This is a genomic window from Mongoliitalea sp. (assembly GCF_054166905.1).
On the sequence record NZ_JBSZCK010000014.1, the window covers coordinates 12,966 to 32,536 of the forward strand.

The window sequence follows — 19,571 nt, forward strand, 5'->3', positions numbered from 1 at the left end:
ATATTTGCCTTAAATATAGTTGAGCGAATATAAATAGATTTTTCAAATCAAAAAAATACTATGAGCAAAGGATTGCCAAAAAGAAGTGAAGACTACTCTTTGTGGTACAATGAATTAGTAAAAAGAGCTGATTTGGCAGAGAACTCTGCTGTAAGAGGATGCATGGTCATCAAACCCTATGGTTATTCTATTTGGGAAAAGATGCAGGCTGAACTTGACCGTATGTTTAAAGAGACTGGTCACACCAACGCCTACTTCCCCCTCTTTATCCCCAAATCATACCTCTCCAAGGAAGCAAGCCATGTAGAAGGTTTCGCTAAGGAATGTGCCGTTGTTACCCATTACAGACTAAAAAATTCCGAAGATGGCAAAGGAGTTGTAGTAGACCCTGATGCCAAACTGGAAGAGGAGCTGATTGTACGACCAACCTCAGAAACGGTCATTTGGAGTACGTATAAAAACTGGATTCAGTCATATCGTGATTTACCATTATTGGTCAATCAATGGGCAAACGTCGTGAGATGGGAAATGAGAACCAGACTTTTCTTACGTACTGCTGAATTTCTTTGGCAAGAAGGACATACAGCACATGCCTCCAAGGAAGAGGCTATAGCAGAAACGGTGCAAATGATGAATGTCTATGCAACTTTTGCAGAAGAATTCATGGCTCTTCCTGTAGTAAAAGGTGTAAAAAGTGAAAATGAGCGCTTTGCCGGAGCTGAAGACACCTATTGCATAGAAGCATTGATGCAGGATGGAAAAGCCTTGCAAGCAGGAACCTCACATTTCTTGGGACAAAACTTTGCGAAAGCATTCGATGTCAAATTTGCTACGAAAGAAGGTGGTTTGGAATATGTGTGGGGAACTAGCTGGGGTGTAAGTACGCGTTTGATGGGTGCATTGATTATGGCGCACTCTGATGACAACGGCTTGGTTTTACCACCAAAGTTAGCTCCTATTCAAGTAGTAATTGTTCCAATTTATAAAGGAGAGGAAGAACTAGAAAAAATCTCTGAGAAAGCCCAAGATATCATTAAGCAGTTGAGAAGAGTTGGCATTACCGTGAAGTTTGATGATCGGGATACGCACAAACCGGGATGGAAATTTGCAGAATATGAGTTGAAGGGAGTACCATTGAGAATTGCGATGGGACCAAGAGATTTGGAAAACAATACCGTGGAACTCGCCCGAAGAGATACTTTGACCAAATCAACTCTGTCCTTAGAAGGTATTTCTATTGCAGATTATATCTTGGACTTGTTGGATGAAATTCAGGCAACGATTTACTCCAAGGCTTTAAACTTCCGTACAGAAATGACAAGCGAAGCCAATTCATGGGAAGAATTTAAAGAAATTTTAGAGTCAAAAGGCGGTTTCATTGCTGCCCATTGGGATGGCACAACTGAAACGGAAGAAAAAATCAAAGAATTGACTAAGGCAACTATCCGATGTATCCCAATTGATGCAAAGGAAGAGACTGGTACTTGCATATTGTCAGGAAAACCTTCCAATAGAAGGGTCTTGTTTGCCAGAGCTTACTAATCGAAACGCTAACTTAATTCAAGCTATGAATTCTATTCATGCTAATGGTAATTAATCAAATTAAACGCCGGACCTAAATGTCTGGCGTTTTTTTTCAGATAAAATTCCTATATTGGATTGCTTTTCAAAACACGTGATGCGCTTCACCTTTAGTTGACTGAAAATGACTTGGTTTATTTTAATTAGCCTTTTATCTATCGGGTTAATCTTAGTAGTAGCAGAAGTTTTATTTGTGCCTGGAACCACCCTTGTTGGTATCCTGGGTGCTCTGGTAACTATCGCAGGGGTTTATTATGCCTTTATCAGTTTGGAAAAAAATATTGCCTACACAGTCGCTGCCGGGGCATTGACGATTAATTTGGCAGCCTTGATTTATGGCTTACGATCAGGGGTTTGGAATAAATTCGCTCTAAAAAATTCCATGCAAAGCAGAGCTTTTGACAACCGTTTAGATGGTTTATACGTCCAAATGGAGGGCGTGGCTACATCCGACATCAAACCTATTGGTAAAGCAGAGTTTGCCGACAAAATTTATGAAGTCAAGTCAGATGCAGGATTTATCCGCGTCGGAACCAAAGTTTGGATTAGTAAATTAGAAAATAATACAATCACCGTAAAAGTTTAACTTATGGAAATGACCAATTCAGCATTTATTTTATTTGCTGCCTTCGCAGGTTTGACCCTGCTTTTTATCTTCTTGTACTTTGTCCCTGTTAATCTATGGATTACTGCCATATTTGCCAATGTAAAAGTCGGCATTGGTGAATTAATTGGGATGCGTATCCGAAAAGTACCCCCAAGCATTATAGTTAACTCTATGATTACTGCCACAAAAGCAGGTCTTGATTTGACCACTAATGATCTAGAAACACACTACCTAGCGGGAGGGAATGTCCCCAATGTAATTAGAGCGCTGATTTCTGCCGATAAAGCCAACATCAACCTGAGCTTCAAACAGGCTACTGCTATCGACCTTGCCGGTAGAGATGTATTCGAAGCCGTACAAATATCTGTCAATCCAAAAGTAATCAACACCCCTTCTGTAGCAGCTGTAGCAGCAGACGGTATTCAATTGATAGCCAAGGCTCGTGTAACTGTTCGTGCCAATATCGCTCAGTTGGTCGGTGGTGCAGGCGAAGATACCATTCTGGCGCGAGTTGGTGAGGGTATCGTTACTTCCATCGGTTCTGCTCAAAATCATAAAATGGTACTTGAAAATCCAGATAAAATCTCTAAACTAGTATTGGAAAGAGGTTTGGATGCAGGTACCGCATTTGAAATCTTATCTATTGATATTGCCGATATCGATGTAGGAACCAACATTGGTGCAAAACTACAGATAGATCAAGCGTCTGCTGACTTAAAAGTTGCGGAAGCCAAGGCAGAAGAAAGACGTGCCATGGCTGTTGCATTAGAGCAGGAAATGAAAGCGAAAGCAGTTGAAATGAGAGCGAAAGTTATCGAAGCGGAAGCAGAGGTTCCAAAAGCGATCTCGGAAGCCTTCAGATCAGGTAACTTAGGAGTAATGGATTACTATAAGATGGAAAACATCAAGTCTGATACAGAAATGAGATCGTCAATTGCTGACCCAGGAAGCAGCAGTTCATCTTCTTCCTCTACTTCCAGCCTTGATCCAAACAAACAATAGTTTTTATCTAGAAAACAAAAAGCCAGTCAAATACAAATTGACTGGCTTTCTTATTTTTAACAAATTTACATTTGGTTTAAGAGCCCTTTCTTTTTCTTCCTTGAGTTGCTGTAGAGGGAGCTGCTGCATCTTCCATTTGAAACTGATAAAAATCCTCTGCAAGAATCTGCTGAGAGCCTTGATCAAAAATGATATTTCGATAATAGAGTGGAAGCAAAAACTCCCCATCTTCATTGAGAATTCCAAACTTATCTCCTTGTCTGGCGATGATTCTATCAAACTCCTCTCTTCTAACTTCCTGAAAGGCTGTCTCGGCGATAATTTTCCCTGCTGGAGATAACAAGCCTTGCAAACCATTTCGTTCTGTTAGGTAATAATTGCCTTCGGTTGGAAAAATTCTATCATACCCTTGTTCGAATAATAATTGTCCATTGCTATCAAGAAGGTTAAAAAGGCCTTGTTCCTGCACAATGGCAACTCCTTGAACAAACCCTTGTCCTTGTTCAAATCGAAAATCCGTTAACGTAGCCCCTTGGGTGTTAATAAATGCCCATCTATTTCCCGAGCGTACAGCTGCTTTTCCTTGATTAAACTTGCCCACCTGATCATAAGATGGCTGAATTATCCATCTTCCTTGTTTGTCTATGAAGCCAACTTTCCCACTTTTATACGCAGGGTAAAGACCTTCGGAGCCAGGAAGTATTTTATCAATTTGTGAAACAGGACTGACCTCCCAACCTTTAGGACCTAAAAGCCCAATTTTTGCATCTCTTAAGCGTACATTGTAATGCTTCTCTCCAACGCTATTTACTTCTTCCATACCCACTTGATCCAAGAGAATACCATCATAATTCATGACCCTTCTCAATTTCCCATGGATGTATTCCAAAATCACATCATTCTCTACTGTAATCTTGTGATATGAAGTGTAACGGATATCTGCCTTCCCTTCTCTTCCTCGGATCAGCATGTATTGATTGCCATCATATCCAAAGAAATAATCTCCATTCAAATGCTCCAAACGGTCAATTACTGGTTCCAATACATAATCCCCCTCTCTATTGATTAACCCATATCCCGTAGGTTGCTGAACAAACAAAAAATTCTCATTGACTTGGGTAATATTTTGAAAGATTCTGTCCGGATTGCTAGATAATGGCAAGAAATATCCTTGGGAGTTTTTGGCAATAACCTGACCATTTAAGGCCATAAAAGCTTCATCAAATATCCCGATCGATTTAGCTTGCTTGGTTGCATGATCATATACAAAATAACGATCACCTTTTTTGGCTAATACTCTGGTAAAATACGTTTGAATATCATCATAGGTAGTTGGGAAAACTTCAATTCCGTATTCGTGAAATGCCCCCATACCATCACTCCCTTTGACAACAATCCAAGGCTGATCGTAGGCAATCACCTGGTTTGCTTTTAAGTCAAAATAAGGCTTATACTCTCTACTCAATAATTTCAATTCATTGTTGACGGTACTGATGCGTACTGCTTCTCCCAAAATATTGATTTGATCGTATTCCACCCTGAATTTAAGTTTCAGGTCTTTATCAAACACCTCATATGTCTGAGCGTAAGAAGCGAGCGAAGACATACATGTCAACATCACCAACGATGCTTTTTTCAATCCCATAATTCTTCTTCTAATTAAAAAGTAAAGAAACAAGATTGGCGTGGGATTTCAATAAAAAAACCGGAGAAGCTCCGGTTTATTTTTTCTCATCTGAGACTTTTTCCAAATCAAATAAATCTGTAATAATATCAATCATTTGGTCAGCATCATCTCGTTGACATGCAGCTCTTAATTGTACCACAGGTACTTTCAAAATCTTCTGCATCATGCTTTTAGTAATTTTTTCTATGATAGCAGCCTCTTTTTCGTCTACATTTTTCAAGTATCGAGACAATTCTTCTTGCCTGATCTGCTCCAAAGCATTTTTCAATTTATTGATGGTTGGGAATACCATCATTTCTTTTTTCCAATTAAAAAAGTCAAGAATAGATTCCTCAATTATCTGTTCTACCATTGGAATGGCAGCCAAGCGTTTTTCCAAGGTAGCCGATGCTTTACTTCTAATATTGTCCACATTGTACAACAATGCACCTGGGACCTCTTCAATAGATGTTTCTATACTTCTAGGCACTGATAGGTCTACAAACAACTTGTAACTTGGTATTTCCAAGGACTGAACCAATGCTTTGGTAATGAATGGCTCCGACTTCATAATGGAGCATACGATAACATCAGCTTCCTGCACATAATCAAAGCATTTTTCAAAAGGCACTACTTCAAAACCCAATTCATCAGCCAATGCCTTAGCTTTTTCAAAAGTTCTATTCGTAATGGTAACTTTAGCCTCGGGAATATGCACCATATTTCGTGCAACATCCTCACCAATCTCTCCTACCCCTATGAGCAAAACTCTTGGCTGATACGTGTTGGAAGTTATCTCTTCTATTAATTCAACCGCAGCATAGGATACCGAAGCAGCACCATCGCGGAAAGCCGTCTCTTGTACCACTCGCTTACTAGTAAAAAACACAGAGTGCATCAAACGATGTAAAAAAGGACCTGCCATGTCCAAATCTGCAGAAAACTGATAGGCTTTCTTCACTTGACTGGCAATTTGTTGATCTCCAACGACCTGTGCTTCCAAACCCATGGATACCCTGAATAAATGATTGATAGCACCTTGATCATCATTCATTACTTTGAAATAATGCTGATAGTCAACAATATTGGTCAATCCCTTTTCTAAGCCAATGAGCTTAATTATCTCTGTACTTAGATCCAAATCATGGGAGTAGTAAACCTCTGTACGATTACAAGTAGATAATATCAAGATATCCTGGATACTGAAAAACTCTTTGAATTTAACCAAAAGCGAATGAATAGAACGTTCATCCAAAGCAATGACCTCTCTTATCTGTACAGGGGCACTCTTATGTGATAAACTAATAGCTCTAAACTTATTGGACATTTGATCTACTTTTAACATACAAATTTATATCAGAAAGATGAGAGAGGAAAACCGAGAGTATCGTATTACATAATTTATAATTCGTCTAAATAATTATTCCTTTTCATAAATTCTGTTTCGGAATACAAAATTGGTGAAAATTGTAAAATTATTCCAATTGTATTAACTTATGCCTCATAGATTCGAGCAATGAAGGGTGATCTGATTTTGAACTTCTCATTTTATGAAAAACAACTTGTTTTTTTGGCTTAAAACCTATCTAGGATTTTCCAAACGGGAATCTCAAGGCTTTGTTTTGGTTTTGCCACTATTAATTGCGCTTTATTCCATTCCTAAAATTTACGATCACTACATCCTCCAATCAAGCGAAGTAGATTATCAAACTTATCAACAGACCATAGACAGCCTTGTACATGCAGGGTTTACGGTTTCTCCAAAAGATGTTAATATATCAACACAAGATAGCTCTAAGAGATCAACTTCTTCTCCAAGACCTAGGACTGCTGCTACTTTCAACAAATTAGATTTTAATGAGGCCGACTCTATCGTGCTTCAAATAGTGCCTGGAATAGGGCAAACTATGGCGGGAAGGATTGTGAAATTCAGAGAAGGGCTTGGTGGCATGTGGGAAAAAGAGCAACTTTTAGATGTATTTGGCATGAGTCCGGAAGTCATGGAAAGGGTTTTTGATTACTTTGAATTTTCACCTGGCATATACCGTAAAGTAGCCATCAACGAATGGGATGCCTCTACCTTAGCTAATCATCCTTACATTACCTACGGCGCTGCAAAAGTCATCGTAGCCTTCCGAACACAGCATGGCCCCTATCAACAACCTGAAGACCTAATGAAGGTGAAAATTTTTACAGAAGATTGGGTAGAAAAAGTGAGACCATACTTAGAGTTTTAAGGGAAAATTCAAAATAGCAGCATCATCCCACTGTAAGAAAACAGAATCACCTTTTGAAAATCTCCTAGACTGATCTTCTAAACGCCACTGCGTCCCATCGGCTAAGGCTACAAACAACTGATTATAATGAATCAAATACTGCACATCAATGACCTTTACTTTCATCCCTTTTGTTTTGAATAAGCGTACGTCTGATGGTCGAATATAGGCACCTTTATTGTCAGGAATTGGATTCAAATGACTGAATAAGTGAGCTGCGTATTTATCGGCTGGAAACTTAAAAATCTCCGCAGCACTCCCTCGTTGTATCAATTTTCCATTTTTTATCAATACCAATTGGTCAGTTAATTGCAAGGCATCATCTAAATCATGAGTAACAAAAACTACCGTTACTCCCAATTCCCGAAACATGCTCTTTAACTCAACTAACAGCTCTCTGCGTTGGATGGTATCCAAGCTTGAAAAAGGTTCATCTAATAAAATCAATTCAGGCTCCAAACTAAGCGCTCGCCCTATAGCTACTTTTTGTTGCTGCCCTCCTGAAAGATTGCGTGGTAATTTATCCTTAAATGGCTCGAGCTTCAACAACTTCAACAAAAACTTCACGCGCTTTTCACGATAAGCTTTGTCATAAAGCAACAGCGGCCTTGCGATATTTTCCTCTACAGTGGCATTAGGATAAAGCTTATAATCCTGATACACCAGCTGTACTTCATCGTACCCCGGCACCAAACGCTCTGAGGGATTGGCTACCTTTAATTCCCCTACCATGATTTCTCCTGCATCCTTGTTTTCCAAGCCAGCAATCATTTTCAATAGCGTAGATTTACCAGAACCGCTTTCTCCAATCAAGGCCAATAAGGATGACTTTTCTACTTCTAAGGAAAAATCCTTGATGACACCCTTCTGATTGTGGTAATCTTTTTTTACATGTTGAATTTTAAGAAAACTCATGGATAAGAAAGCTCTAGTTGGAGTTTTTTGGGAAGTGATTTGACCACTTGATCATAAGAGTGGTCAACCAACTCTAAGATTTTTTTATCCGATACGGATTTATTAAAAAATACTGTATTCCAATGTTTTTTACTCATATGATAACCTGGCAGGATGTCTGTAAATTGTTCCCTGAGAACAATGGCATGCTCTGGTTCACATTTTAAATTGACTGATTCAAAAAGCTCGATATCAATAATCGCAAATATTTTTCCAGCAACTTTAAAACATAGCGTATTTACATCGAAGGGTGTATCTTCGGTCGCACCCTTTTTATTGAGGCAATATTCTCTAAAATAAACTATGTCCAATGAGTTTTAAGCTAGTTACAGAATGACTTTCCTGATAAATATAATAATCAGTGCACCTAAAAACATCAAAATGGAAATTTTATTAATTCCATGCATCATACGAAGGTTAAAATTACTTGGCTTGGATGGATCAGGTTTTTGAAACATCCTGATAAAATAATTGCCTACTTCTCCTAGTTTGAAAAACTCTTTCACTCTACTATTTGCCATGGGATTGCTGATTTTGATTGTTGCTATACTTTGTAAGAAAACACAGTTATCTATACATATGTTTCATCGCTAGCATAATTCTTTCGATACAAATGTACTACATATGAATCGCAGCGTAGCAAGAAAAACAATTCTTTGTATGAAATGCTTATACGTTTTAAGACTTTAAAAAATCTAAAGTCAAGTAGTTCATGATTCAAACAGACAATTTCCAAAAAATAGAAGTCAGCTCCCAAGAGGGCTTAAGAGATTGGCTTACTCAGCATCACCAACAAGAAGCGAGTGTTTGGTTGGTTACTTTTAAAAAATCAGTTCCGGAAAAATACCTTTCCACATCCGATGTTCTGAACGAACTACTTTGCTTTGGGTGGATCGATGGCATCCGAAGAAAGTTGGACGAAGACAGAACCATGCAACTGATTTCGCCCCGACGGATAGAACATTGGGCAAAAAGCTACAAGGATCGGGCTGCAAAACTCATCGAAGAAGGTAAGATGACCGAGGCAGGATTGAGATCCATCAAACTTTCCAAGCAAGCAGGTTTGTGGGATTTCATGGATGATGTGGATAATTTAATCGTTCCAGAAGATTTGCTGAATGCCTTAAAGCAATTTGACGGGGCGGAGGCCTTTTTTCACACGATCAATGACTCCAGCAAGCGATTTGTCCTACGATGGGTGAAATTGGCAAAAACCGAAAAAACCCGAGCTGCAAGAATTCAACAGCTTGCAGAGCTCTCAGCTAAAGGAGAAAAATTAAAGGGAAGCTGAACATGAGCTGGAAATGCCCCACATGTGAACGCACCCTACTACTAGACAATAAATGGCAAAGTGGTGTCAACAAGGGTATTGATACCCTGTTTGCAACGAAATCTAAGGAACAGGAATATGCTTTCGATAAAATCTTAGGGTTTGTCGTTGCGGAGTTTGGTTAATTTTTTTGTGCCTTAGCGACTTAGTAGCTACCAACTAATCTCGAATTGCCACAAAGTCTCCAAGACACAAAAACAAACCAATTGTATAATCAAACAAGCTTTGAATAAATACTAAAAGACAACTTTTGAGAAATCCTCTTTAATTTATCAGAAAAGACTAGTAAAGAAAATCCCGGTAATTCGTAGGAGATATGCCGATTACACCTCCGGTTCAATCCACATCCCATCCTTTCGGATGATTTCAATCAATTCATCTACAGCTTTCTCGGAAGGAACAGACTTTTTCATCACTTCCTTCCCTTTATAAAGCGTGATTTTTCCTTTTCCAGAGCCTACATATCCATAGTCCGCATCGGCCATTTCGCCCGGACCATTGACAATACAGCCCATGATACCAATTTTTACGCCTTTCAGATGATCTGTTCTTTTACGAATCATTGCCGTGGTTTCCTGCAAATCAAAAAGCGTTCGACCACAAGACGGACAAGAAATATACTCGGTCTTGGACATTCGGGTTCGTGCCGCTTGGAGTACGCCGAAACTTATGGAATTGTGCAATTTGATTTGGGCTTCTTTTTCTGTGCGCTCAGCCTCCTTATAGGCATCGGCACTAATCCAGATACCTTCTCCCAATCCGTCAATCAATAATCCACCAACATCTGTTGCTGCATGCAACATGGTTTTATCACTAGGTTGTATCGGATAATCCACCTTGACAACTACAGGGATCATTAAGTGATGTTCCATGATACTAACAAAAGCTCGTCGGAGTGCCGGTAAATTATGGGAATTATCACTACTCAATATCAAAACTATGTCCTTTCGATCTTCTAGGAGTGGAATAGCCTCCTCTACAGAAGTATCATTGATTTTCAAGAAATTCAACCCGTAGTGCGCTTCCTCCGCTTGTTTGAACTCTCCGAGTGTAAAAAGAGGAAATTTATTCGTTTTATCCTCCACAGATTTCCATACAGCATAATCTTGAATTTCCTTCATACCATTTGGTAGCATGAAAGGAATCGGATTTTTCCCCGAGTACACATAATCTGCTCCTTGATCGTTCATTTTCCACTTGTCCAATTCTGGTAAGTAAAAATGCCCGACTGCCTTCACTTCCTTTTCAGTAATCGATGGCATAATGGAAATGTCAGTAATCACTCGAGGTACATTACCTCCACCAAAATTGAATACTTCTAAACTCTCCCGTTTATTGTATTCAAAAGGTGTGATGGGGTAGTTTTTGATCGATGGAATTGGAGCATGACTGGATCTTTCATTATAGCGATCCACCAAAGCCTGTGCCACCGGTGGTTCAAACTCAGGATCCTCCGTCAACGATACACGCACAGTATCTCCCAACCCGTCTTCCAACAGCGCACCTATACCAACAGCCGACTTGATTCTACCATCTTCTCCATCACCCGCCTCCGTCACACCCAAATGCAAAGGATACGGTTTAAAACCTCCTTCTTCCAGCTTTTGAACTAACAAACGATAGGCCTGCACCATCACCTGTGTATTGGATGACTTCATGGAAATGACGATGTCGTGGAAATTTTCATCTTCACATATTCGCAAGAACTCCAAAGCCGACTCCACCATCCCAAGGGGTGTATCGCCATAGCGGCTCATGATTCTATCCGATAAGGATCCATGATTGGTTCCAATCCGCATGGCGGTGCCATGTTCTTTACAGATTTTCACCAATGGCAAAAAGCGTTCACGGATTCTGTCTAATTCTTCTTGATAGCTTTCATCCGTATATTCGATTACCTCAAATTTCTTTTTATCGGCATAGTTACCGGGATTGATACGGACTTTCTCCACAATCTTAGCTGCAATTTCAGCAGCATTTGGAGTAAAGTGAATATCAGCTACCAAAGGAGTTTGATATCCTCGATTACGCAACTCTTTTCGGATTTCACGGAGATTTTCAGCTTCTTTGATGCTCGGTGCTGTAATTCGAATCAATTGACAACCAGCTTCAATCATGCGAATACACTGTTCAACAGATCCCATGGTATCCATGGTGTCTACGGTAGTCATGGATTGGACCACGATGGGATTATCCCCACCAATGATGACATCCCCTACTTTAACTGGAATAGTTTTTCTTCGCGAGTACTGCGTCAGGCTATTGCAATACTTGATGCTTTCTAAAAGGTCCTTGGTGTGCATAGGTTTATAAGTCTCCTAATTGAGGTCTGATAATCATTTCTTCAACTACTGAAAAAGCAGAAAGGTTATACGCTCCCCACACAGCCTCCGCTACATCCTCTGCTTTCATAAATCGCTCCACTGGCAACTCCACGCCTTCCCAGCTCGCTGTATAAGTCGCTCCAGGAAGTATCGAAGTCACTCGTATATTAAAATCTTTTAATTCTTGACGTAAACACTTGGTAAAACCCAACATAGCCCACTTGGAAATGGCATAAGAACCACCGTTGGCATAAGCTGTAATTCCAGCAATTGACCCGATGGAAAAAATATGTCCCGATTTCCGCGCAATCATTTCATTGGCAAAAGCCCTCGTTAGATGGTATGCTGAAAATAGATTGGTCTGCATCATCAACTCTAAATTTCCTTCTGGCTCATTGTAAATGGATCCAGGAAGAAATACACCCGTATTATTTACCAAAATATCCGGAATAACCTCTGCTTTTACTGCCTCTGCAAAAGCCTTCACCTCATCCATGTTTGATAAATCAGCCTTCATGGTAAAAAGTCTTATAGAAGGATACTTTTCGGAAAATTCCTGTTGCATAACTGCCAAATCAGCAGCATTTCTTGCACAGGTATAGACATCGTAACCCTCTCGGGCAAATCGCTCAATGATGGCGCGGCCTATGCCTTTGGTACCACCTGTGACGAGAATTGATTGAGACATTTGATTAGTGCTTTAATAGTTAGTATAACAACTATCTTCGAGAGACAAAGTTACATTTTTTTAAAAACTTCCCACATTTAAACGTTTATTTCCCGACTCATCCCAACCCTATTGTTTAATTTTAGTGCATGGAATTTGAATTGACCGATAAAATTGAGATTGCTGCACAGTTTGTCAACAGCACCAACCGACCTATTTTCCTCACAGGAAAGGCAGGAACAGGCAAGACTACCTTTTTACGCAAGCTTACCAGCATCACGCACAAAAACTTCATCATCGTAGCACCAACAGGCATCGCTGCCTTGAATGCCAAGGGAGTAACTATCCACTCCCAGTTTTTATTGCCCTTTGGTTCCTTTATTCCTAGTCGTGAACCAGAGGGAAATTTTTCTCAGTCAGGAAATTTCTATTCCCAATTTACCTTGGGCAGGAGACATACCTTGAATGGTGCACGGAGAAAAGTACTGCGCTCGGTAGACCTGATCATCATCGATGAAGTGTCCATGCTGCGAGCAGATATTTTGGATGCCATCGATTACCGCATGAAAAGCCTCAAGCAAAATTTCGATGAACCTTTCGGTGGCGTGCAGGTGCTGATGATTGGGGACTTATTTCAGCTTCCTCCTATCGTGAAAAACGATGAATGGGCTGTGTTGGGTCAGTTTTATAAGGGCATGCACTTTTTTGAAGCACTGGCCTTACGCAACTCTGGCATGATTTACATCGAATTGGATAAAATTTTCCGCCAAAAGGACCAGACTTTCATAGATATTCTCAACAAACTGAGACTCAATAAAATTGAGCGATCCGATGTGGACTTTTTGAATCGTTTTTTCAAGACCGAAGCAGAAATCGAGAGCGAAAAAGAAGTCATCACCATCACTACCCACAATTACAAAGCTGACCAACAAAACCGGAAGGAATTGGATGCCTTGCCCGGGAAATCTCAGTTTTTTGAAGCGGTGGTCGAAAAAGACTTCCCTGAATCCCTCTACCCTGTTCCCTATACGCTAGAATTGAAAGTAGGTGCTCAAATTATGTTTATCAAAAACGATACGAGTGGTGAGGGGCGGTATTACAATGGAAAAATGGCAACCGTTACAGGGTTTGAGGAAGATGGAATTGAAGTAAAAATGAGCGATACCTATATGACGTATCATCTGAGTAGGGAAGTATGGGAAAATAAGCGCTATGCAGTCCAAGAAGATACCAAAGAAATCCAAGAAGAGGTTATTGGTACCTTTCAGCAGTTCCCTATCAAACTGGCTTGGGCCGTAACGGTACATAAAAGTCAAGGTTTGACCTTTGATAAAGCCATCATCGACGTAGGCCAGGCTTTTGCTCCGGGACAGGTGTATGTGGCTCTTTCCAGATTGCGGAGTTTGGATGGCTTGATTCTACGCACCAAAATCCAGCCCACGGTGATTTCTTCGGACCCAGAAGCCAGTCAGTTTACCAAAAGTACCGAAAGCCAGGAGCCCTTAGACAGCTTATTATCCAAAGGACAGCAGGACTACATGCTAACCCTTTTGGAAAAAACCTTCAATTTTTACGAAATCATCTTAGGAATCCAAGAGTTTCAAAAAGACTCAGATAGCAGTTTAGCATTTGAGGACGAGGAAATGAATCTAGCTATCCCTCAATTGCTGGCATGGATGGCTACGGAGTCAGAAAACACCTTCAAATTCCAGCGTCAATTGGTCTATCTTGGACACCATCAACAAATAGATCAACTTTCTGAGCGCTTAGAAAAAGGAAGTGCTTATTACCAGAACTTTTTGCTCGAAGCACTGAAGGCTTTGTACAAGCACATGGCCGAAGTAGAGCGATTCAGTCAAACCAAGCAATACCTTGAAAAATTAGGAGAGGTTGACCTGCTTATTTTCAGAAAATTGTTGGAAATCGCCCGTACCAAGACCTTAGTGGCCTGCATCATCAATGGAGAAGAAATTCCCAAAATGGAAAATTTCTCCCGTGAGCTCAGCAATCAAACCAAGGATATGCGTACCAAGGCTAAAGAAGAAGCGCTGGCTAATCCTAAATTTGGTAAAAACAAAACAGGAAGAAAGAAAAAAGAGGATGGTCCTAACCTGAAGAAAGCCAAGGGAGAAACTTATGAAATCACCTATGCTTTACACGATGAGGGGCTTACATTTCTCCAAATAGCAGAAATGAGAGGGTTGGCAGAATCTACGATCAAGAGCCATCTAGCAAAAGGGATTACGGAGGGCAGGATTGATATTGCCCAGCATTTTTCACCCGAATATATTGACGAGCTCCGAAAAGTAATTGTCATGCATCAATTCGACCTAGCCCAAATCAGAAAAGAATATCCTGGCATGTACGATTACGGGAGTTTGAAAATGGTATTGGCCCACATCAATCCGAAGGAATAAAGACTTTAAATCGTTTTTTGGAGCTTTATCCCAATGCTTTTGCAGGACAAACTAGGAAGAAGTATCTTGAAAGCTTGTAATTGAAATCTCAAGCTTGATATGAAACTGTTATTGAAATTTGTCTGTGCCTTATTTCTTGTTGGAAATGTGAGCGCTCAAGACATGGGCTACTACATGCATCCTGATATTCATGGAGAACTCATCGTCTTTGTTTCGGAGGGGGACCTTTGGAAAGTATCTACCAATGGAGGGAAAGCCACCCGTCTCACCACCCACCATGGAGAAGAATCCCATCCAAAAATATCTCCGGATGGAAAATGGGTTGCCTATGCGGCTTCCTATGAAGGCCCTACCGAACTGTACATCATCCCAATAGACGGTGGCCTACCTAGAAGATTGACCTATGAAACAGCCGCCTCCATTCCAACGGCTTGGAAAACGGCAGAAGTAGTAGCTTACACCACCAATCAATACGCCACTTTACCCCGCTTACAAACAGTTACTGTCAACATTCAGACAGGAGAGCGCTCCATTCTTCCCTTAGAAATGGCTGCGGAAGGAAGCTTTACAGAAGATGGCAGCACCTACTTTTTTGTACGACCCACCTTTCATAACAATGTCACCAAACGCTACGAAGGAGGCACTGCACGTCAAGTTTGGAAGTACACAGAAAATACCCCCGAGGCCATCAAATTGACCAAAGATTATAAAGGTGAAGACCACCATCCTACCTATCATCAGGGAAGAGTGTATTTTATTTCTTCCCGAGATGGCATCCAAAATGTATGGTCCATGGCCCCGGATGGAGCAGATCTTCGCCAACATACCAAACAAGAATCTTATGATGTGCGTGAATTTGCCCTGCATGGCAATTCCCTAGTGTACAGAGTAGGTGCAGATATCCATGTCATGAACCTCAGCAACAATACAGATAAGCAACTTGCTATTCAACTGAGTTCAGATTTTGAGCAAATGCGGGAAAAATGGATTAATAATCCAGAATCTTACATCACAGGCATTTCGGTTAGCAACGATGGACTGCAAGTAGCTTTGACCGCAAGAGGAAGAAGTTTTGTGCTTCCTGCCAAAGATGGGAGGATTGTTCGATTGGATAGAAAAGATGGGGTACGGATGCGAGATGCCGTTTTTTCTCCCGATGGAAAAAATATTTATGTCTTCTCGGATGAAAGTGGTGAATTTGAAATTCATCAATACGATAGTAAAGGGATGGATCAAGGTAAACAGTTGACCAAAGATGGAGTAACGTTACGCTTCAATCTGAAACCTTCCCCTGATGGAAAAAAACTTGCTTTCACTGATTTGAACAGAGATTTATGGATTTTGGAGCTTTCTACAGGAAAGCAAGTGAAAGCCTCTACCAACCGTGAGGGCATCAGTGGAGCTATGGCTTGGTCTCCTGACAGTCAATGGTTAGCATTTTCTCAGTCAGCCTCTAATACCTTTAATCAGATTTTCGCTTATGAATTTGCTACAGGCAAGCGCATTGCCATGACCTCGGACCGGGCCAACAGTACAAGCCCTCAGTGGAGTCCAGATGGCAATTGGCTGTACTTTTTATCCGATAGAAACTTCCAAACCAAGGTTGGTTCTCCGTGGGGTACCCGTCAGCCAGAGCCTTACTGGCACAAGCAGATGAAAATTTATCACATCTCACTAAAAAAAGGATTAGTCTCTCCTTTCCATTTCAACCATGAATTGAAAAAAGAAGAGAAAAAGGCAGAAGGTCCAGTGAAAGTGGTCATTGAAGAAGATGGTTTGATGCAACGTCTTCGAGAAGTACCTATACCTGCTGGCAATTACCGTAATTTAGTCGTGACCGACAAAGCACTTTATTACCTGAACGATGTCAACGATGATGGTAGAAATAACATTACCATGACTGCCATCAGTTCGAAAGTAGAACCAAAGACCTTTATCGACAATGTCAGGAGATTTGTCACTTCCGCCAACAATCAATTCATGCTAGTGACTGTAGGCAGTACGCATCATGTGGTAGAACTCAAGACCTCCCCTATTTCCAATTTAGCCGAATTCAAATTGGATTTGAGCAAATGGAATTTCTCCATCGACCCAAGAGAGGATTGGATTCAGTTGTATACCGATGCTTGGAGAATGGAGCGGGACTATTACTATGACCCGAATATGCACGGAGTCAACTGGGACAAGATGTATGAAAAATACTTACCATTGGCCAAGCGTGTAACTACCCGGGCAGAACTCTCAGATGTCATGGGAGAGTTGATCGGTGAGTTAAGTGTATTGCATGCCAGTGTGGGTGGTGGTGACCTGAGAAGAGGACAAGACCAAGTGACCATGGGCTTGCTTGGTGCCAGACTTTCTAAAAACGAAGCATTGAAAGGATTTCAAATCGATTACATTTATCAAACCGATCCTGACTATCCCGATGAGCAATCTCCATTGGCGCATCCAGACATTGATATTCCAGCTGGAACTGTCATTACCCATGTAGATGGTCAAGCGGTAGCTGAGGCTCTGGATTTGAATTACTTCTTAAGGGATAAAGCAGGTAAACAAATTCGTCTGTCATTAAAAAGTAAAACAGGTGCAGTTCTAGAAGACAAAATCCTCATTCCAATGAATGCCCGTGCAGAATCTAACTTGCGCTACAATGACTGGGAATATACCCGTCGACTGGAAGTGGAGAAAGCTTCTGATGGTGCGTTTGGCTATGTTCACCTGCGCGCGATGGGCGAAAGCGATGTCAACCAATGGTTCCGAGACTTCTATCCTCAATTCAAAAAACAAGGCCTGGTCATCGATGTCAGACATAACAGAGGAGGAAATATCGACAGTTTTATACTCTCCCGCTTGATGCGTGAAGCCTTCTTCTACTGGAAAAACCGGGAAGGGGAACCTTACTGGAATATGCAATATGCCTTTAGAGGTCATTTGGTATTGCTTGTGGATGAGTTCACTGCTTCGGATGGTGAGGCTTTCGCAGAAGGTTTCCGAAGACTTGAACTAGGCCAAAGCATCGGTGCACGTACTTGGGGAGGTGAAGTGTGGCTTTCGGGCGTTAATACTTTATCCGATAACGGCGTAGCCCGTGCCCCGATGATGGGTGTGTATGGAGAAGAAGGAGAATGGTTGATTGAGGGAGAAGGATTTATTCCAGACATCGAAGTGATCAACCTACCCAAAGCGACCTTTGAAGGAAAAGATGCTCAGTTAGAAGCCGCAATCGAGCATTTGAAGGAGTTGGACAAAAAAGACCCTAGACCCGTACCAAGTCCTCCGGCGTATCCTGACAAGTCGTTTAGGAATAATTAGTAAAATATAGTGAAACTATTGTAAAATGAGCTGGGAACATTTCCCAGCTCATTTTAAGTTTTAATAATTTCTATCTTAATCATACATATCGATTACAACATTTTAAAATAAGAGTCATTTTTGCATATACAAATCAAAACTATTCTTTAATTTTTTATATATTCGAACTCATTAATAAACAATTTCTAATATTTGATTCATGGCTAAGTTTTTATTTACTGCAATTTTTGTAGTAATGGTTGCGCAGCAAACCTTTCCCCAATCACCATGTAACCCACATCCACTTTTCAATATGCTACCCAATCACAGCATATCCGGATGTGAGGAAAAAGAGTTTGATAAATTGAAGTTGGACTATACTGATAGAGATGGGACTTGGATACAGTATGAAAAAGCTGGTTATTTCTTGAAGACCTATTATACCTTCGATGGAGAATGGGAAAAAAGACCTTCCAATGCTATGATTTTCCAAAATTACATCCAAGCAGTAGCTTCCAAAGGAGGGTCAGTCATCCATGAATCAAAATCTGTCATCTTTCTTACTTTAAAATCAGGGGGAGATACCTGGTGGATACAGGTTCAAAGTGATCAAAGCGGAACTTTCTCGGTGAGCACAGTTAAAGAGGAAGCGATGAACCAATACATTGTCCTTTCTGCTGAAGATATCGCCAAAGAAATGAAAGCCAATGGAAAAGCTACTTTTTATGGAGTTTATTTCGATACAGACAAATCAGAAATCAAGCCCGAATCCAAGGAAACCTTGGAGCAAATTGCCAAGTATTTAAATGAGAATCCTCAGGTAAATGTCTTTATAGTGGGTCATACAGACAACACAGGTACTTATGACCACAATCAAAAATTATCAGAAAAAAGAGCAGAAGCAGTTGTTGACTACCTAATTAATAATTATCAAATTGCTACTTCTCGACTAAAAGGATATGGCGTATCTTCCCTGTCTCCAATCACTACGAATACCTCAGAAGAAGGGAAAAGCAAAAACAGAAGAGTGGAGATGGTGGTAAGGTGAAATCTTATCAATCTACCATAACTCCATTCAATTACATGTTGGAAAGTACTTTACTAGGAAAAATTAACGCATATTTATTGAAGTATAAATAACTGTTTTGACTTTATCGGCTTTACGAGCATGGTTCAAAATAGAAAATATCCTACCCTACTCAAAAATTCAACTCAAACTGCACCATCAAAGACCTTCCAGGTAGCCAACTATTGGCATCGGCTATACCTGAAGCGTAATATGCATGAAAAGTCTCCACATGGTCATCAACGTTCCACACAGGTCTGCCATGCAAGCGGAGTTCAGGGTCTGCACCAGTAAATCGAGTGATAAAAAACAGGTTATTTCCGATCACAGATAATCTGTTACTAATTCTATTTCCTCTAATACTTACGTCAAAGCTTCTGGAGATGGATA

Annotated in this window: 17 protein-coding genes; 9 read left to right on the forward strand and 8 right to left on the reverse strand. The window is 40.5% G+C overall.

The annotated features are described in order from the left end of the window. Positions 1-60 precede the first annotated feature (60 nt). The 3 genes from proS (at position 61) to floA (ending at position 3,190) form a co-directional block, all read left to right on the forward strand. A complete protein-coding gene (proS, locus tag ACXIUD_RS04045) occupies positions 61-1,542 on the forward strand; it encodes a proline--tRNA ligase (RefSeq protein WP_458051337.1) in 1,482 nt (493 codons plus the stop codon). A 163-nt stretch (positions 1,543-1,705) separates the two neighbouring features. Next, positions 1,706-2,167 (forward strand): NfeD family protein, encoded by a 462-nt coding sequence (locus tag ACXIUD_RS04050; RefSeq protein ID WP_458051338.1) that lies wholly within the window; start codon positions 1,706-1,708, stop codon positions 2,165-2,167. A 3-nt stretch (positions 2,168-2,170) separates the two neighbouring features. After that, complete coding sequence (floA, locus tag ACXIUD_RS04055) at positions 2,171-3,190, forward strand: flotillin-like protein FloA (RefSeq protein WP_458051339.1); 1,020 nt, start codon at positions 2,171-2,173, stop codon at positions 3,188-3,190. 76 nt (positions 3,191-3,266) lie between these two features. Here the strand turns inward: floA and ACXIUD_RS04060 are convergent, their stop codons facing one another. Both ACXIUD_RS04060 and hemA read right to left on the reverse strand, forming a co-directional pair. After that, positions 3,267-4,835 carry a WG repeat-containing protein gene (locus ACXIUD_RS04060; RefSeq protein ID WP_458051340.1) on the reverse strand — a complete coding sequence of 523 codons (1,569 nt, stop codon included), beginning with the start codon at positions 4,833-4,835 and terminating at the stop codon, positions 3,267-3,269. 76 nt (positions 4,836-4,911) lie between these two features. Then, on the reverse strand, positions 4,912-6,183 hold the full coding sequence (gene hemA, locus ACXIUD_RS04065) for a glutamyl-tRNA reductase (RefSeq protein WP_458051530.1): 1,272 nt from the start codon (positions 6,181-6,183) through the stop codon (positions 4,912-4,914). A gap of 223 nt (positions 6,184-6,406) precedes the next feature. Between hemA and ACXIUD_RS04070 the strand changes: the two genes are divergently transcribed. Further along, positions 6,407-7,093: a ComEA family DNA-binding protein gene (locus ACXIUD_RS04070; protein ID WP_458051341.1), complete on the forward strand. Its 687-nt coding sequence runs from the start codon at positions 6,407-6,409 to the stop codon at positions 7,091-7,093. On the opposite strand, the gene ACXIUD_RS04075 is transcribed toward ACXIUD_RS04070, so the two are convergent. The 3 genes from ACXIUD_RS04075 to ACXIUD_RS04085 are packed head-to-tail and all read right to left on the reverse strand — an operon-like array spanning position 7,082 to position 8,607. Next, positions 7,082-8,047, reverse strand: a complete 966-nt coding sequence (locus tag ACXIUD_RS04075) for an ABC transporter ATP-binding protein (protein WP_458051342.1) — start codon at positions 8,045-8,047, stop codon at positions 7,082-7,084. The two genes, ACXIUD_RS04070 and ACXIUD_RS04075, sit on opposite strands and share 12 nt — an antisense overlap. Next, entirely contained in the window at positions 8,044-8,397 is a 354-nt protein-coding gene (locus ACXIUD_RS04080; RefSeq protein WP_458051343.1) for an MmcQ/YjbR family DNA-binding protein, read from the reverse strand. Before ACXIUD_RS04080 ends, ACXIUD_RS04075 begins: the two co-directional genes overlap by 4 nt. A 15-nt stretch (positions 8,398-8,412) precedes the next feature. Continuing rightward, a complete protein-coding gene (locus ACXIUD_RS04085; RefSeq protein WP_189579950.1) occupies positions 8,413-8,607 on the reverse strand; it encodes a DUF6728 family protein in 195 nt (64 codons plus the stop codon). A gap of 191 nt (positions 8,608-8,798) precedes the next feature. Here ACXIUD_RS04085 and ACXIUD_RS04090 point away from each other — a divergent pair, with 191 nt between their 5' ends. Together ACXIUD_RS04090 and ACXIUD_RS04095 are read left to right on the forward strand one after the other, a co-directional pair. After that, entirely contained in the window at positions 8,799-9,377 is a 579-nt protein-coding gene (locus ACXIUD_RS04090; protein ID WP_458051344.1) for a YdeI/OmpD-associated family protein, read from the forward strand. Between the two features lie 2 nt (positions 9,378-9,379). Beyond that, a complete protein-coding gene (locus ACXIUD_RS04095) occupies positions 9,380-9,541 on the forward strand; it encodes a hypothetical protein (RefSeq protein ID WP_458051345.1) in 162 nt (53 codons plus the stop codon). A 198-nt stretch (positions 9,542-9,739) separates the two neighbouring features. Here the strand turns inward: ACXIUD_RS04095 and ispG are convergent, their stop codons facing one another. Further along, a complete protein-coding gene (ispG, locus tag ACXIUD_RS04100; protein ID WP_458051346.1) occupies positions 9,740-11,719 on the reverse strand; it encodes a (E)-4-hydroxy-3-methylbut-2-enyl-diphosphate synthase in 1,980 nt (659 codons plus the stop codon). Between the two features lie 4 nt (positions 11,720-11,723). Then, on the reverse strand, positions 11,724-12,428 hold the full coding sequence (locus tag ACXIUD_RS04105; protein WP_458051347.1) for an SDR family oxidoreductase: 705 nt from the start codon (positions 12,426-12,428) through the stop codon (positions 11,724-11,726). A 128-nt stretch (positions 12,429-12,556) separates the two neighbouring features. Here ACXIUD_RS04105 and ACXIUD_RS04110 point away from each other — a divergent pair, with 128 nt between their 5' ends. From ACXIUD_RS04110 to ACXIUD_RS04120, 3 genes are all read left to right on the forward strand, one after another. Continuing rightward, a complete protein-coding gene (locus ACXIUD_RS04110) occupies positions 12,557-14,824 on the forward strand; it encodes a helix-turn-helix domain-containing protein (RefSeq protein WP_458051348.1) in 2,268 nt (755 codons plus the stop codon). A 99-nt stretch (positions 14,825-14,923) separates the two neighbouring features. After that, the gene (locus ACXIUD_RS04115; protein ID WP_458051349.1) at positions 14,924-18,136 is read left to right on the forward strand and encodes a S41 family peptidase; all 3,213 of its coding nucleotides are present in this window, start codon (positions 14,924-14,926) and stop codon (positions 18,134-18,136) included. A 199-nt stretch (positions 18,137-18,335) separates the two neighbouring features. Continuing rightward, positions 18,336-19,163 carry an OmpA family protein gene (locus ACXIUD_RS04120; RefSeq protein ID WP_458051350.1) on the forward strand — a complete coding sequence of 276 codons (828 nt, stop codon included), beginning with the start codon at positions 18,336-18,338 and terminating at the stop codon, positions 19,161-19,163. Positions 19,164-19,314: 151 nt separating this feature from the next. On the opposite strand, the gene ACXIUD_RS04125 is transcribed toward ACXIUD_RS04120, so the two are convergent. Beyond that, entirely contained in the window at positions 19,315-19,509 is a 195-nt protein-coding gene (locus tag ACXIUD_RS04125; RefSeq protein ID WP_458051351.1) for a hypothetical protein, read from the reverse strand. Between the last annotated feature and the right edge of the window lie 62 nt (positions 19,510-19,571).